The following is a 15,055-nucleotide window of genomic DNA, read 5'->3' as shown; positions in this document are numbered from 1 at the left end:
CGGGCGATCCGCTGGGTTCGCAGGACTCGGCGGCCGACGCCGCTCGGTCGGGCGAGCACGCGGCGCTCGGATGCCGCCAGCTTATTTATTTGCTTCGCGCAACTATATATCTTGACGCTCCGGTAGTCCATCACCGGGCGGGTCGTCTGCGTTACACGCACCTCCCCGCGCGCGGCCGCGTATTAGCCCGGCGTGACTCGGCGGCCTAGAATCGGGGGCATGATCGCTACCCAGACCGAGATCACGGAACTCGCCGACATCACCATCCGCCGCATTTCGGTGAGCGAGATGGACAACAACGTGTACCTCCTCACCTCCAAGGAGCACGGCACGCAGGTGCTCATCGACGCCGCGGACGACGCCCGCGCCATCGCCGGTCTCGTGGCCGCCGGGTCCGGGGACTGCTCCGACTGGGGGAACCTGCAGTTGATCATCACGACCCACTCGCACTGGGACCACGTGCGCGCGCTGGAGTCCGTGGCCTCGCACTCGGAGGCCATGACGGCGTGCGGTGCCGCGGACGAGAACGACATCTCGGTGCCCATGGACCTCACGTTCGAGAACGGGGACACCGCCGAGCTCGACGGTTTCGAGCTGGACGTCATCGAGCTGCGCGGGCACACCCCAGGCTCCATCGCGGTGGTGTACCGGGACCCGTCCGGGCCCGCCCACATCTTCTCGGGTGACTCCCTCTTCCCCGGCGGTCTCGGCAAGACGAACTCCCCCGAGGACTTCCAGCAGCTCTACCAGGACGTCACCGAGCGGATCTTCGACGAGTTCCCGGACGACACCGTGATCCACCCGGGCCACGGCGACCCCACGACCCTGGGCGCCGAACGCCCGCACCTGCAGGAGTGGAAAGAACGCGGCTGGTGAGCGTCGCCTCGTCCGGGGCCGCGGCCCCGGCGCGTAACACGGCGGACCGGGCCGCGTACGTCGCCGTCTTGGCCTTCCCCCTGTTGGTGCTCGCGGGCGGGGTGGTCGGATACGCGTTCGCCCCCACGGTGCACCAGGCCGCGGGCTGGACGAATCCCCTGCTGGGTCTGGTGATGTTCGGGATGGGACTCACTCTGCGTCCCGTGGACTTCGCGCTCGTGGCCAAGCGCCCGGTCCCGATCGTCGTGGGTGTGTTGGCCCAGTACGTCCTCATGCCGACCATCGCGCTGCTCGTGACCTGGCTGCTGCGACTGCCCCCGGAGATCGCGGCCGGCGTGATCCTCGTGGGCTGCGCCCCGGGTGGCACGTCCTCCAACGTGGTGTCCTACCTGGCCCGCGGTGACGTGGCCGTGTCCGTGACCATGACGTCCATCTCCACGCTGCTCGCCCCGCTGCTCACCCCGTTCCTCACGCTGTGGCTCGCGGGCGCGTATATGCCGCTCGACGGCGCCGCCATGGCCAAGTCGATCGCCCTGATCGTCCTACTGCCCGTGCTCGCGGGACTTATGGTGCGCCTCACGCTACCCCGCGTGGTCGAGCGTTTGCTACCCGTGCTGCCGTGGGTGTCGGTACTCGGCATCGCCGTGATCGTGGCGGTCGTGGTCTCTGGCTCGGCGGACAAGATCATCCAGGCGGGACTGCTCGTGCTCGCCGCCGTCGCGATCCACAACGTGCTCGGGTATTTGCTGGGTTACGCGGTCGGCCGAGTAACCGGACAGCCGGCCCCCGTGCGCCGGACCACCGCGGTGGAGGTCGGCATGCAGAACTCCGGACTCGCCGCGGGTCTCGCGGCGCAGTACATGTCCCCGCTCGCAGCCCTGCCCGGCGCGGTGTTCTCGGTGTGGCACAACCTCTCCGGCGCGGTCTTCGCGCTGCTGTGCCGCCGGGCGGATTCGGCCGCGGCGCGGCGCGCGAACATCTGACGACGTCGCGACGTCGTTCCCGTGCACCTCCACAGGACACGCCCGTATGCGTGTCCGCGGGGGCCGATAGGCTGACGGGGATGAAACTCCTCGATTCCCTGGCCCCCGATCTCTCCGCCCCCGGGCACCGGTACCTGCGCGGTGATTTCGCGTCCAACCCCCTGAGCGAGGACGAGATCTACGAGGGGTTCCTCGGCTGGATCGCCTCACGGGACATGGAGCTGTACCCCGCCCAGGACGAAGCCGTGCTGGAGGTCGCCAACGGGTCCAACGTGATCCTCGCGACCCCCACGGGATCGGGTAAGTCCACCGTGGCCGTGGCCGCGCACTTCGCGGGGCTCGCTCGCGGGGCTCGCTCGTACTACACCGCGCCCATCAAGGCCCTGGTGTCCGAGAAGTTCTTCGACCTGTGCGAGATCTTCGGCGCCGAGAACGTCGGCATGGTCACGGGTGATTCCGCGGTCAACCAGAACGCCCCGATCGTGTGCTGCACCGCGGAGATCCTCGCGAACGTGGCCCTGCGTGAGGGTGCGGAAGCGGACCTCGGCGTGGTGATCATGGACGAGTTCCACTTCTACTCCGATCCCCAGCGCGGCTGGGCGTGGCAGGTGCCGCTCATCGAACTGCCCCAGGCGCAGTTCCTGCTCATGAGCGCGACCCTCGGGGACGTCACCCGCATCGAGAACCGCCTGAACGAGACCACGGGCCGTTCCACCGCGCTCGTCTCCTCTGCGGAACGCCCCATCCCCCTGCACCACTACTACTCCGAGCGCCCCGTCCACGAGGAGCTCGAGGACCTGCTCAGCACCCACCAGGCCCCGGTGTACGTGGTGCACTTCTCGCAGCTGCAGGCCGCGGAACAGGCCCAGAACCTGATGTCCGTGGACGTCCTCAGCAAGGACGAGAAGCAGCGCGTGGCGGAGCTGATCAAGGACTTCCGCTTCTCCGCGGGCTTCGGCAAGACGCTCAACCGGCTCGTGCGGCACGGGATCGGGGTGCACCACGCGGGCATGCTGCCCAAGTACCGCCGCCTCGTGGAACAGCTCGCCCAGACCGGGCTGCTCAAGGTGATCTGCGGGACGGACACCCTAGGCGTGGGGATCAACGTGCCCATCCGCACCGTGCTGATCACGGCGCTGTCCAAGTTCGACGGTCGCCGCACCCGCCGGCTCAGCGCCCGCGAGTTCCACCAGATCGCGGGCCGCGCGGGCCGCGCCGGCTACGACACCGCGGGGACCGTGGTGGTCCAGGCCCCCGAGCACGTCATCGAGAACGAACGCGCCATGGCCAAGGCCCGGGCCAAGCACGGGGACGATCAGAAGAAACTGCGTCAGGTGCCCAAGAAGAAGCCGCCGGAGGGCTTCGTGTCCTGGAGCCGCAAGACGTTCGAGTCGCTCGTGGCCGCCCAGCCCGAACAGCTCACGTCCTCCTTCGCGATCACCCACTCCATGGTCCTGAACATGCTGCAGCGGCCCGGGGACAACATCGGCGCCGGGTACCGCTTGCTCACGAGCGTGGACGAACCACGGCCGCGCCAACGCCTGCTGCTGCGCCAGGCGCTCGCGATCCTCAAAGAACTGCTGCGCGCGGGCGTCGTCGTACGCCTGCCTGAGCCGGACGAGACCGGGCGCCGCTACCGGCTCACGGTCGAGCTGCAGGAGAACTTCGCGCTGAACCAGCCGCTGTCCCCATTCGCGCTGGCCGCGCTCACCCTGCTGGACCCGGAGTCGGAGACGTACGCGCTCGACGTCGTCTCGGTCATCGAGGCCACGCTGGAGAAACCGCGCCAGGTGCTGAACCTGCAGGAGAAGAAGGTCAAGGGCGAGGCGCTCGCGACCATGAAGGCCGACGGCCTCGAGTACATGGAACGCATGCGTGAGTTGGACGAGATCACGTACCCCCAGCCGTTGCGGGAACTGCTCGAGCAGTCGTTCGAGACCTACCGAACTTCCGCCCCGTGGGTCGCACAGTTCGAGCTTTCCCCCAAGTCCGTGGCGCGGGACATGTACGAGCGCGCCATGACGTTCGGGGACTACGTGCAGTTCTACGGTCTCGCCCGCTCCGAGGGCATCCTGCTGCGCTACCTCTCGGACGCGTACAAGGCCCTGCGCCAGACGGTCCCGGTGGACGCCACGACCGAGTCGCTCACCGACCTGGTGGAATGGCTCGGGGAGAGCATCCGCCAGACCGACAACTCCCTGCTGGACGAATGGGAGAAGCTGGCCTCCGGGGAGGAATCCCCCATGGGCACGGGCGCGGACTCCCTCAAGGAACTTGTGGCCGAACAGCCGGAGGGCGTCACCGCGAACCCCCGTGCGTTCCGCGTGATGGTGCGCAATGCCCTGTTCCAGCGCGTGGAACTGTTCGCGCAGGAGAAGGACAAGGTGCTCGGGGCCCTGGACGAGAGGACCGGGTGGGACCGCGACCGTTGGGCGGACGCGATGGACACGTACTTCGACGAGTACGAGGACATCTACACGGACGCCCAGTCCCGCGGGCCGTCCCTGATCCGCATCACCGAGGACCCCGAGGGAATGACCGGGTTCTGGACCGTCACGCAGGTCTTCGACGATCCGGACGGGCACCACGACTGGGGTATCAACGCGCGCGTCGACCTCGCGGCGTCGGACGAGGACGGCTTCCCCGTGGTCCTCGTGGACAACGTGGGTCCCATCACCGACACGAGACGCTGAGCACCGGTCATCCCGAAAGTCATGCATGTGGAGACGCATCATCGGATAATATGCACTTTAGGATGCATAGGGTGAGGAGGAGTTCGTGTTCGCCCTGACGATCGACCGCCGCGATTCCCGCGGCCGCGCCGCCGAGCTGCACATGGGACGGCAGCGCACGGCTCTGCAGGAGGAACTCCCCCGCCCGGTCCTCGATTGGGAGATCAGCGCGGGCGATGAGCTGCAGGCGCTCTACGACGACGCCGCCGCGATCGTCCGCGCGGTCCTCGCGCTCGCCGACGCCGGGCACTGGCACGTGGGCGTGGGCATCGGCGCGGTGGACGACCCCCTGCCGTCGTCCGTGCGCGAAGCTACGGGCGAGGCCTTCGTGGCCGCGCGGGATGCCGTGAACGCCGCGAAGGAGCGCGGCCGTCCGGTCGTGGCCGGCAACGAGTGGGCGCGGCGCGCGGGCAGCGTGGTGGATCTGGTGTGCGCCGTGCGGGCCCGGCGTTCCGAGGCCGGGGCGCAGGCCACGGAACTCGCCGACCGGGGGCTCACGCAACAGGAGATCGCCGAGGGGCTCGGGATCACCCAGTCCTCGGTGTCCAGGCGGCTCAGCGCAGCGCTGTGGCACGAGGAACACACGGTCCACGAGACCCTCGAGGCGTTGTTCCGACTCGCGGACGAGCACTCCCCCTCTGGCCACGCTCCGGACGCCGCGGCCCCCTCAGCGCAGGACGCCACCTCCTCGAAGGACGCCCACCCATTGAAGGACGTCTCCTCGCCGGAGGATGTCGCCTCGAACGGCGACACCACCTCGGGCGGTGACGCGTGAGCTTCCTGCGCCCGCTCACCACCGCGGTCCTCCCCGCAGCCCTGGTGCTGACCACCGCGATCTGGACCGTGCTCGCGGGGACCGTGCCCCGGGAATGGGCCTATCCCGCGCTGCTGATCGCCGGGGCCCTGTCCGGCGACCCTGTGGTGCGCGGGGTCTTCCGCTTCGCGGACGTCTCCCACGAACGCCCGCGTCCGACGAAGAGCCCGTGGGACGACTCCGAGGCCACGGCGGAACCCGTGGACCCGCCGCTGCGCGGAGGTCTCGTCATCGGTGCGCTGGAACGCGCCGGCGCCATCGTCTCGCTGCTCACGGGCATGGTCGCCGGGATCGGCGTGGTCGTGGCGATCAAGGGCCTGGCCCGCTACGGCGAGTTCACCAACGCCCAGCAGCGCGAACAGTTCATCATCGGCACCCTCGTGTCCCTGCTATGGGCCGCGTTGTTCGCCGGTGCTGCGCTGTGGTGCACGACGCCGCGGGGCCCGTTCCCAGGATAGGGAACGGGCCCCGCGGACCGGTTCGAGCGGCGTCGTCGTACGCCCCGGGCAGCCGGGTGGCTACCGCGCCGCGGTCGAGCCCCCGCCCGAGGAGTCGCCGCGGGTGGTCCCCGCACCCGGCGTGGCGTCCCCGGCCGTTTCACCCGCCGGAGCGGCCTTGCCCGTGTTGGCCCCCGGGGCGGCCGGGGAGGCGGTGTCGTCGCGGTGGCTCTCCTCGGCGAAGTCCGGGGAGGGGGTCTGCACCCGGCCGGTCTCTTCGAACTCGCGGTGCTGACCCCGGGCGGTCTCGAGCATCTTACGGAACCGAGCGCGGGAATCGATCAGCTCGTTCTTGTGCTTCTCCGAGATCCGCGGGAAACGCTTTTGCAGCCGCGCGAGCTCCCCGGCGATCTTGTGACGCTCCTCGGCGTCCGCGTCCTGCGGGAGAGCCAGGTACTTCTCGGTGAGGTCCTGCGTCTTCTGGATGGTGCGCAGCGCGCGGCCCTTGGGGCTGTACAGCGAGATGAGGACGGTGAGCGCGAGCACGGAGAGGATCACCGTGAGGGACGTGCCGATCCCAATCTCGGCGACGGCCACGTGCTCGCCGCCGTTGATGAACGGCAGGGTGTTCTCGTGCAGCGCGTGCAGGATGAGCTTCACACCGATGAACGCGAGGATGATGGACAGGCCCCACGAGAGGTAGATCAACCGGTCCAGCAGACCGTCGATCAGGAAGTACAACTGGCGCAGACCCATGAGCGAGAACGCGGTGGCCGTGAACACGATGTACGGCTCCTGCGTGAGGCCGAAGATCGCGGGGATCGAGTCCAGGGCAAAGAGGATGTCCGTGCCACCGATCGCGACCATCACGAGCAGCATGGGGGTCAGCGCGCGCTTGCCGTTGTGCCTCGTGAAAAGCTTGTCGCCGTCGTAGTAGTCCGTGGTGTGGAAGACCTTCTTGGCCAGGCGCACCACGATGTTGTTGGCCTCGTCCGACTTGTCGTCCGTGACCTCGCCCTTGATCAGGTTGCCCGCGGTGAAGATCAGGATCAGGCCGAAGAGGTAGAAGACCCACGCGAAGGTGTTGATCGCGGCCGCGCCGATGAAGATGAACACCGTGCGGGCGATCAACGCGAAGATGATGCCGAACAGCAGCACCTTCTGCTGGTCCGCCCGGGGCACCGCGAACGAGCCGATGATGATCAGGAACACGAACAGGTTGTCCACCGACAACGCCTTCTCCGTGACGTAGCCGCCGTAGTACTCGGCCATGAGCGTGGGGCCGTCCAGCCACAGGATCACGAAGCCGAACAGCAACGCGATGCCCACGTACGCCGCGGACCAGATGGCCGCTTCCTTGATCGACGGTTCGTGCGACTTACGCACGTGGAAGATGAAGTCGTAGGCCAGCAGGGCCACGATCAGGGCGATCGTGATGCCCCATTGGAAGGATGTGATCTCCACGGAGGGTCTCCTTGTGGGTGAGGTGTACCGCACAAGTCTCTCCCCCACGCGCCGGCCCTCACGCGGAGGACGGGGTGCGGCGTGGTCCGTGCCCGGCCCGGCGACGGCGCCCGACGTACTGACGTGCACGGAAGTGATGGGATACTCCCTTGATCAGGCAAGAGTGTACCGGGTTCCCGGCGTGGAGGCACGCGGTGACGGGAGAGGCCCCGCCGGTGCATCGGCGGGGCCTCGTGGCGGATCCGTGAGCGGGCCACGGTGGCGGGCCCTGGACGGGCCCTCGGGCGAGACGCGAGCTCAGCGGTTCTCGGTCCGGGCGAGCCGGTGCTGACGCAATCCGTGGGCCCGTTCGAGCAGGTCGTGGTAGCGGGCCTCGGACTCGATGAGCTCGTCCCGGTACTTCTCCTTCACAGTGGGCAGCAGTTCCCGGTACTTGGTCATCTTCTCCGCGGCCTTGACCCGCTCGTCCCGGGGCGCGTCCTCGGGCAGGTCCAGGTAGCGTTCGGCCCAGTCGCGCGCGCCGTTGACGATGCGCACCGCGCGGCCCTTGGGGCTGAACAGCGACGCGAGCACGGTCACGATCAACACCCCCAGGATCACGGCCAGTGAGAACCCGGTGGTCACCTCGACCACGTGCACGGGCTCGCCGTCGTTGATGAACGGCAGGGTGTTCTCGTGCAGGGCGTGCAGGATGAGCTTCACGCCGATGAAGCCCAGGATGATCGCGAGACCCCACGAGAGGTAGATCAACCGGTCCAGCAGACCGTCGATCAGGAAGTACAGCTGACGCAGACCCATGAGGGAGAACGCGGTGGCCGTGAACACGATGTAGGTCTCCTGGGTGAGACCGAAGATCGCGGGGATCGAGTCCAGGGCGAACATGATGTCCGTGAGCCCGATGGCCACCATGACCAGCAGCATGGGGGTCATCACGCGCTTGCCGTCGACCTCGGTGAACAGCTTGTCGCCGTCGTACTCGTCCGTGGTCTTGAGGAAGCGCTTGGCCAGACGAACCATCACGTTGTTGGCCTCGTCTCCCTCGTCCTTGTCCGTGACCTCACCCTTGACCAGGTTGCCCGCGGTGTAGAGCAGGAACAGACCGAACACGTAGAACAGCGCGGACCACCGGTTGATCGCGGCCGCACCGATGAAGATGAACACCGTGCGGGCGATCAGAGCCACCACGATGCCGAACAGGAGCACCTTTTGCTGGTCCGCCCGGGGCACCTTGAAGGACGCCATGATGATCAGGAACACGAACAGGTTGTCCATGGACAGGGCCTGCTCGGTCACGAAGCCCGCGTAGTACTGCGCGGCGAAGCCCGGGCCGTCCCAGAACAGGATCAGCAGACCGAAGATCAGGGCCAGGGACACATACAGGCTGGTCCACAGCGCCGCTTCCTTGATGCTGGGTTCGTGCGGTTTGCGCGCGTGGAAGATGAAGTCGTACGCGAGCAACCCCACGATCACCGCGATGGTGACCCCCCATTGCAGACCGGAAACCTCCACGAGCACCCCTTAGGCGAGAACGACGTATGCAGCAGCCCGGGAACGGGCTGGGTAACTCGGGAAGTTTACCTGACTAACAACTCGCCGTGAGGGGTGCGATCGGCTCACGCGTGGCCGGCGTCCTTCATGCGCCGCAGTTCCTTCTTGAGGTCCGCGATCTCGTCCCGCAGCCGCCCGGCCAGCTCGAACTTCAGCTCGGCGGCGGCGTTGCGCATCTGCTCACTGAGGTCCTCGATCAGATCCACGAGGTCCTCGGCGGGCGCGGCCGCGACACCGTCGCGCAGCAGTTTGGACTCCGCGGCGGCCGCGGCCTGACTCTTGCCCGTGGCCTTGCCTGTGGCCTTGCCCTTACCGCCCTTGACGGGAGCGGTGTGATTGTTGGCGGCGGCGCGCTGGGCCAGCAGGGTGCGAGTGTCCTCGTCCTCGCGTGCCAACTGATCGGTGATGTCCGCGATCCGCTTGCGCAGCGGTTGCGGATCGATCCCGTGTTCCTCGTTGTACGCGACCTGAATCTCCCGGCGGCGGTTGGTCTCCTCGATCGCAACGTTCATGGAATTGGTGATCTTGTCCGCGTACATGTGGACCTCACCCGAGACGTTACGGGCGGCGCGACCGATCGTCTGGATCAGGGACGTGGTGGAACGCAGGAAGCCTTCCTTGTCCGCGTCCAGGATGGCCACGAGGGAGACCTCGGGCAGGTCCAGGCCCTCGCGCAACAGGTTGATGCCCACGAGGACGTCGAACGTGCCCATGCGCAGGTCCCGCAGCAGTTCCACGCGCTTGAGGGTGTCCACGTCCGAGTGCAGGTACTGGACCCGCACACCGTGTTCCATGAGGTACTCGGTGAGGTCCTCCGCCATGCGCTTGGTCAGCGTGGTCACCAGGACGCGTTCGTCGCGTTCCACGCGCAGCTCGATCTGTTCCAGCAGGTCGTCGATCTGGCCCTTGGTGGGTTTGACGATCACCTGGGGGTCCACGAGTCCCGTGGGGCGGATGATCTGCTCCACCACGGAGTCCACCTTGGACATCTCGTACGGCCCCGGGGTCGCGGACATGTACATGGTCTGCCCGATTCGTTCCAGGAACTCGTCCCATTTCAGGGGGCGGTTGTCCATGGCGGACGGCAACCGGAAGCCGTGTTCCACCAACGTGCGCTTGCGGGACATGTCCCCCTCGTACATGCCACCGATCTGCGGCACGGTCACGTGGGACTCGTCGATGATGAGCAGGAAGTCGTCCGGGAAGTAGTCCAGCAGACAGTGGGGAGCGGAACCGCGCGGGCGGCCGTCGATGTGCAGCGAGTAGTTCTCGATCCCGTTGCAGTAGCCCATTTGTTCCATCATCTCGAGGTCGTAGGTGGTGCGCATGCGCAACCGCTGGGCCTCCACGAGCTTGTTCTGCGACTCGAGCTCCTGCAGCCGCTCCTGCAGCTCCTTCTGGATGGACTCGATCGCCGAGGCCATCCGTTCCGCACCGGCCACGTAGTGCGAGGCGGGGAAGATGTACATCTCCTGCTCTTCGTTTACGATCTCCCCCGTGAGCGGGTGCAGCGTGTAGATCGCCTCGATCTCGTCCCCGAAGAACTCGATGCGCACCGCGAGTTCCTCGTACATGGGGATGATCTCCACGGTGTCCCCGCGCACGCGGAACGTCCCGCGGTGGAAGTCCACGTCGTTGCGCACATACTGCATGTTCACGAACTGACGCAGCAGGGTGTCCCTGTCCATCTCCTGGCCCACGGCCAGAGTGACCATTTGCTTGACGTACTCCTCCGGGGTACCCAGACCGTAGATGCAGGACACGGTGGAGACCACCACGGTGTCGCGGCGGGTCAGCAGGGCATTGGTCGCGGAGTGCCGCAACCGCTCGACCTCCTCGTTGATCGAGGAGTCTTTCTCGATGAAGGTGTCCGTCTGGGGGACGTAGGCCTCCGGCTGGTAGTAGTCGTAGTAGGAGACGAAGTACTCGACGGCGTTGTGGGGCAGCAGTTCGCGCAGCTCGTTGGCCAGCTGGGCGGCCAGGGTCTTGTTCTGCACGAGCAACAGCGTGGGCCGCTGGACGGCCTCGATGAGCCACGCGGCGGTCGCGGACTTACCCGTGCCCGTGGCGCCCATGAGTACCACGTCCTTCTCCCCGCCCTCGATCCGGCGGGACAGGTCCGCGATGGCCTTGGGCTGGTCACCGGCGGGCTGGTACTCGGACACGACCTCGAACGGGGCGACCACACGATTGATCTTCTGCGCGAGCGACATGGACCCAGCGTACGCGCCGACTCAGACACGGATCCGGGCGGCTCGCATCGCTCCGGAACTGCTCACAGGACCCGCGTGCGCCACCACTCGTCCACCTGCGCGAGCAGGTCCTTGATAGTCGTGGAATTGTCGAGGACTGCCGTGGCCACCGCCCGGCGCTGCTCGTCGGTGGCCTGGGCCGCGATCCGGCGGCGGGCGTCCTCCGGGCTCATCCCGCGGTCCTCGACCATCCGCCGCACCCGCTCGTCCTCGGGCGCCTGCACCACGAGCACCTCGTCCATCGTCCCGTACTGAGCGGTCTCCACGAGCAGCGGGATGTCGTGGACCACCACTCCCCCCGGCGGCACCTCACTCACGAGCCGCGCGGTCTCGCGCCGCACGAGCGGGTGGATGATCCCGTTGAGGGCCGCGAGCTGCTCGGGGTCGTCGAACACGATGGCCGCGACCGCCGCGCGGTCCAGTGCGCCCGAGTCCGGCTGCACGATCCGCTCACCGAAGTGGGCCACCATGGCCTCGTAGCCTGGCTCCCCCGGTTCCTGCAGGGCCCGGGCGATCGCGTCCGCGTCCACGACGAGCGCCCCGAGCTCGCTCAGCCGCCGCGAGACGGTGGACTTGCCCGAGGCGATCCCGCCCGTCAGCCCGACCCGCAGGGTCTCGGTGTGGCCGGGTCTGCGCAACAGCTCAGTCATGACGGTGTCCTTCCGTGTCCTGGTCCCGGCCCAGTGCCGGGAGCACGTGGTCGCGCCAGATCTCGCGGGAGCGCTCCCGCAGACCGTGGAGGTCACCGTCGTTGACGATCACCTCGTCCGCGACCGCCCGGATCTCCTCCGGCCCGGCGGCCACGTCCACCCGGTCCCACGCGTCCTCGGCGAGCAGGCCCTTACCCGCGCGCAACCTCCGCACCCGGTCCTCCACGGGCGCGTCGACGGCCACGACGAGGTCGAACCGGTCCCCTTGGTCCGCCTCGAGGGGGTCCCGGATCACCTGCACGACCACGCTGTCGGGTCCCGCGTCCCGGGCACGACGCCGCGCCGCCTCCCGCAGCGCCGGGAGCAACAATTCGTGGGCGCGGGCCCTGGCGGCGTCGTTGTGAGTCATCAGGTCGTCGAGCGCCTCGGCCGCAGCGGCCTTGTCCTGCGAAGAGACCCCCCGGGCGCGCAACTGCTCCCCGAAGACACGCTCGACGTCCGCGCGCGTGTCCGTGCCCGGGCTCAGGAGCTCGCCCCACAGCGCTGAGCTGTCCACGACGACGGCGCCCAGCGCCTCGAACTCGCGGGCCACGGTGTGCTTGCCCGCCGACGGCCCACCGGTGAGCGCGAGCTGGAACACCGGCCGGCCCTCCTGCTCCCGCTGCCAGTGCCACGTGCGGGGCTGATGGGTGTCGTGATCGGGTTCGGTGCCCACCTCGTACTCGGGACGGATGACGTAGTCCTCGATCGCGGCGGTGTCCTGCTGCGCCCTGCGGTGGTACTCCTCCGCGGGCAGCACCTTCTTCCACTGCCGCGTGCGCATGGGACGCGCGGTACCGGCGTCCTGGCGTAACGCCCGCAACAGCATCCCGGCCTGCAGGACCTCCAGGACCATCACGGGAGCACCGATCACGATGATGACCTCCTGCAGGGCGTTGAGCCCGTTCTCGCCGGAGGTCGTGATGATCGCGGCACACACCGCGCCCACGGCGAGCGTCCAGAAGATCCGCTGCCGGCGCGGGCCTTCGTCCTCGTGCCCATTGGCCATCGCGTCCATCACGAGCGCGCCGGAGTCGATCGAGGTGATGAAGAAGATCGTGATGACCACGAGCGCCACGAGCGCGGTGACCGCGAACCACGGCATGGACCCGAGCAACTGGAACAGCGCGGCCTCCACGTTGCCCTGCGTGACGATGGTGTCCGTGAGACTGCCCTGCGTCTCGGGGGCGCGGTCGATGCGGATCGCGCTGTAGCCGTAGATGGCCATCCACACCGCCACGAACGACGACGGGACGCCGAGCACCCCCACCACGAACTGGCGGATCGTGCGCCCGCGCGAGATCTTGGCCACGAACATCCCCACGAACGGCGCCCATGTGACGGTCCAGGCCCAGTAGAACACCGTCCAGTCACCGGACCACGTGCCGCCGCCGAACGTGTCGTTGAAGAACGCGAGCGTGGGCAACTGGTTCACGTAGCCGCCCACGGACTCCACGATGCTGCGCATCGTGTCCATTGTGGCCCCGGCCATGAGCACGAACAGCAACAGGGCCACGGCCAGGACGATGTTCGCGTACGACAGTCGCTTGACGCCCTTCTCCATGCCCGCGAGCACGGACGCCAGGCCCACCGCCGTGATCAGCGCGATGATGGCCGCCTGGATCCACCCCTCCATCGGGATGCCGTAGACGTACGTGAGGCCGCTGTTGATCTGCAGCGCCCCGAGCCCCACGGACACCGCGAGCCCGAACACGGTCGCGACGATCGAGAGCACGTCGATCGCTTTTCCCCACGGGCCGTGGATCCCGTCCCCGAGCACCGGGTGGAACGCGGACGAGACGCGCGGGGGCAGTTTGCGCTTGTACGTGAAGTATCCGAACGTCAGACCGGGGACGGCGAGGATCGCCCACATGTGCACGCCGAAGTGGAAGTTGGCGATGTTCAGGGCCTCCACCGCGGCGCGGTCCGAGGCGGGTTCGGTGCCGTACATGGGTGGGTTCGCGTAGTGGTTGATGGGTTCGGCCACACCCCAGAACATCAGCACGGCGCCCACGCCCGCCGCGAAGAGCATCCCGAACCACGCGATCCCGGAGTACTCCGGGACGGAATCGTCGTCGCCGATCTTCACGCGACCGTAGCGGCTCAGTGCCAGACCGATCGCGAAGATCACGAGAGCGGTCACGCTGAAGGTGTAGAACCATCCCGTCTGGTAGCGCAACGCATGGGAGACCACGCCGAAGACCGATTGCACGGGCCCCGGGAACAGACTCATGCCAAGCGTGAAGACGACGACCAGCGCGGCCGAGGCGAAGAAGATGGACGGGGTCGTGCGCAACCCCAGTCGGTCGTGAAGACGATTGAGCACAGGTCAGCTTTCCGATGGGAGGCGGTGGTACGTGGCCGCGTCGGCGCGGCAGGTCTCACTGTAGTGGCCCTCCCGTGCTCAGCGGGCGCCCCGGGACCGTCCCGGGCCCCCCGCGCGGCCACGAGCCCCCGGATCGGCGCGTCCCTACACTGGTGGTGTGCCCGCCGAATCCCTCTCCCACGACGCCGCGGACTCGCGCGTGTCCTACACCGTCCCGCGCCGGGGCATCGTGCACAGCGTGGAGCTCGAGATCAAGAAGTCGCGGTTCCTGGCACTACTCACCCGCGTGGACACGGAAGCGGAAGCCCGCGAGTTCATCTCCCGTGTGGCCGCCGAACACCGGGACGCCCGTCACCACTGCTCGGCGTTCGTGCTCGGACCCACGCGCGCCACGACGCGCTCGTCCGACGACGGCGAACCGGCGGGTACCGCGGGCATGCCCATGCTGCAGGCGCTGACCGCGCACGTCACGACCCGGCAACGCACCGCGGACGAGGCCGGTGACCTCTCGGACGTGTGTGCCGTGGTCGTGCGGTGGTTCGGCGGGGTCAAGCTCGGGGCCGGCGGGCTCGTGCGCGCCTACTCCGGTGCCGTGACCGCCGCGCTGGACACCGCCCGGCTCGTGCGCAGGATGCGCTGCCGCGAACTGACCCTGCCGCTCCCCTACGCCGAGGCCGGCCGCGTGGAGTCCCAGATGCGCGCTCGCGGGTTCACGGTCCTGCCCACCGGTTACGGCTCCGCGGACGCGACCCTGCGCCTGCTCGTGGCGGACCTCCCCGGCGCCATCGACGACGCCCGGGCAGCCCTTGCGAGTATCACCGCGGGCCACGCGAGCGTCCACGAGGGACCCGCCCGGTGGGAGGACGTCCCGGACATGTGAAAGGTCCCGCTCCCCGTGACGGGGAGCGGGACCTCTCGGATTCACCTCACGGCG

General features: G+C 68.1%; 11 protein-coding genes. 6 read left to right on the top strand and 5 right to left on the bottom strand.

The window, feature by feature from the left end; genetic code table 11:
- Nucleotides 1–219: 219 nt before the first annotated feature.
- The 5 genes from Q9R22_RS07565 to Q9R22_RS07545 all read left to right on the top strand — a co-directional run bounded on the left by Q9R22_RS07565 (nucleotide 220) and on the right by Q9R22_RS07545 (nucleotide 5,863).
- Nucleotides 220–876, top strand: a complete 657-nt coding sequence (locus Q9R22_RS07565) for an MBL fold metallo-hydrolase (protein WP_131332888.1) — start codon at nucleotides 220–222, stop codon at nucleotides 874–876.
- Nucleotides 873–1,859 carry a bile acid:sodium symporter family protein gene (locus tag Q9R22_RS07560; protein ID WP_242670679.1) on the top strand — a complete coding sequence of 329 codons (987 nt, stop codon included), beginning with the start codon at nucleotides 873–875 and terminating at the stop codon, nucleotides 1,857–1,859. The genes Q9R22_RS07565 and Q9R22_RS07560 overlap by 4 nt, the downstream gene beginning before the upstream one ends.
- Nucleotides 1,860–1,939: 80 nt before the next feature.
- Entirely contained in the window at nucleotides 1,940–4,552 is a 2,613-nt protein-coding gene (locus Q9R22_RS07555) for an RNA helicase (RefSeq protein ID WP_131332886.1), read from the top strand.
- 85 nt (nucleotides 4,553–4,637) lie between these two features.
- On the top strand, nucleotides 4,638–5,366 hold the full coding sequence (locus tag Q9R22_RS07550; protein WP_207387891.1) for a sigma factor-like helix-turn-helix DNA-binding protein: 729 nt from the start codon (nucleotides 4,638–4,640) through the stop codon (nucleotides 5,364–5,366).
- The gene (locus tag Q9R22_RS07545; protein ID WP_131332885.1) at nucleotides 5,363–5,863 is read left to right on the top strand and encodes a hypothetical protein; all 501 of its coding nucleotides are present in this window, start codon (nucleotides 5,363–5,365) and stop codon (nucleotides 5,861–5,863) included. Before Q9R22_RS07550 ends, Q9R22_RS07545 begins: the two co-directional genes overlap by 4 nt.
- Before the next feature lie 60 nt (nucleotides 5,864–5,923).
- Here the strand turns inward: Q9R22_RS07545 and Q9R22_RS07540 are convergent, their stop codons facing one another.
- The 5 genes from Q9R22_RS07540 to Q9R22_RS07520 all read right to left on the bottom strand — a co-directional run bounded on the left by Q9R22_RS07540 (nucleotide 5,924) and on the right by Q9R22_RS07520 (nucleotide 14,121).
- Nucleotides 5,924–7,306, bottom strand: coding sequence for a TerC family protein (locus tag Q9R22_RS07540; RefSeq protein ID WP_311254136.1), 1,383 nt, complete (start codon nucleotides 7,304–7,306; stop codon nucleotides 5,924–5,926).
- Nucleotides 7,307–7,603: 297 nt separating this feature from the next.
- Nucleotides 7,604–8,815 (bottom strand): TerC family protein, encoded by a 1,212-nt coding sequence (locus Q9R22_RS07535; RefSeq protein WP_131332883.1) that lies wholly within the window; start codon nucleotides 8,813–8,815, stop codon nucleotides 7,604–7,606.
- Between the two features lie 104 nt (nucleotides 8,816–8,919).
- Nucleotides 8,920–11,067, bottom strand: a complete 2,148-nt coding sequence (gene uvrB / locus Q9R22_RS07530) for an excinuclease ABC subunit UvrB (protein ID WP_131332882.1) — start codon at nucleotides 11,065–11,067, stop codon at nucleotides 8,920–8,922.
- A gap of 62 nt (nucleotides 11,068–11,129) precedes the next feature.
- Entirely contained in the window at nucleotides 11,130–11,756 is a 627-nt protein-coding gene (coaE, locus tag Q9R22_RS07525) for a dephospho-CoA kinase (RefSeq protein ID WP_131332881.1), read from the bottom strand.
- Complete coding sequence (locus Q9R22_RS07520; RefSeq protein WP_131332880.1) at nucleotides 11,749–14,121, bottom strand: dephospho-CoA kinase; 2,373 nt, start codon at nucleotides 14,119–14,121, stop codon at nucleotides 11,749–11,751. Before Q9R22_RS07520 ends, coaE begins: the two co-directional genes overlap by 8 nt.
- Before the next feature lie 157 nt (nucleotides 14,122–14,278).
- Here Q9R22_RS07520 and Q9R22_RS07515 point away from each other — a divergent pair, with 157 nt between their 5' ends.
- Entirely contained in the window at nucleotides 14,279–15,001 is a 723-nt protein-coding gene (locus Q9R22_RS07515) for a YigZ family protein (protein ID WP_131332879.1), read from the top strand.
- Nucleotides 15,002–15,055: the final 54 nt, after the last annotated feature.

Origin of the sequence: Kocuria sp. PD6 (genome assembly GCF_031844145.1) — a bacterium.
GTDB lineage: Bacteria > Actinomycetota > Actinomycetes > Actinomycetales > Micrococcaceae > Kocuria > Kocuria marina.
The sequence above is the reverse complement of the archived record's forward strand: the minus strand, read 5'-3'. Positions and strand labels throughout refer to the sequence as shown.

Excerpts from the sequence above, each read along its gene's own strand:
- Q9R22_RS07565 (WP_131332888.1), top strand. The coding sequence starts at position 220 with ATGATCGCTACCCAGACCGAGATCACGGAACTCGCCGACATCACCATC.
- Q9R22_RS07555 (WP_131332886.1), top strand. The coding sequence starts at position 1,940 with ATGAAACTCCTCGATTCCCTGGCCCCCGATCTCTCCGCCCCCGGGCAC.
- uvrB (WP_131332882.1), bottom strand. The coding sequence starts at position 11,067 with ATGTCGCTCGCGCAGAAGATCAATCGTGTGGTCGCCCCGTTCGAGGTC.
- coaE (WP_131332881.1), bottom strand. The coding sequence starts at position 11,756 with ATGACTGAGCTGTTGCGCAGACCCGGCCACACCGAGACCCTGCGGGTC.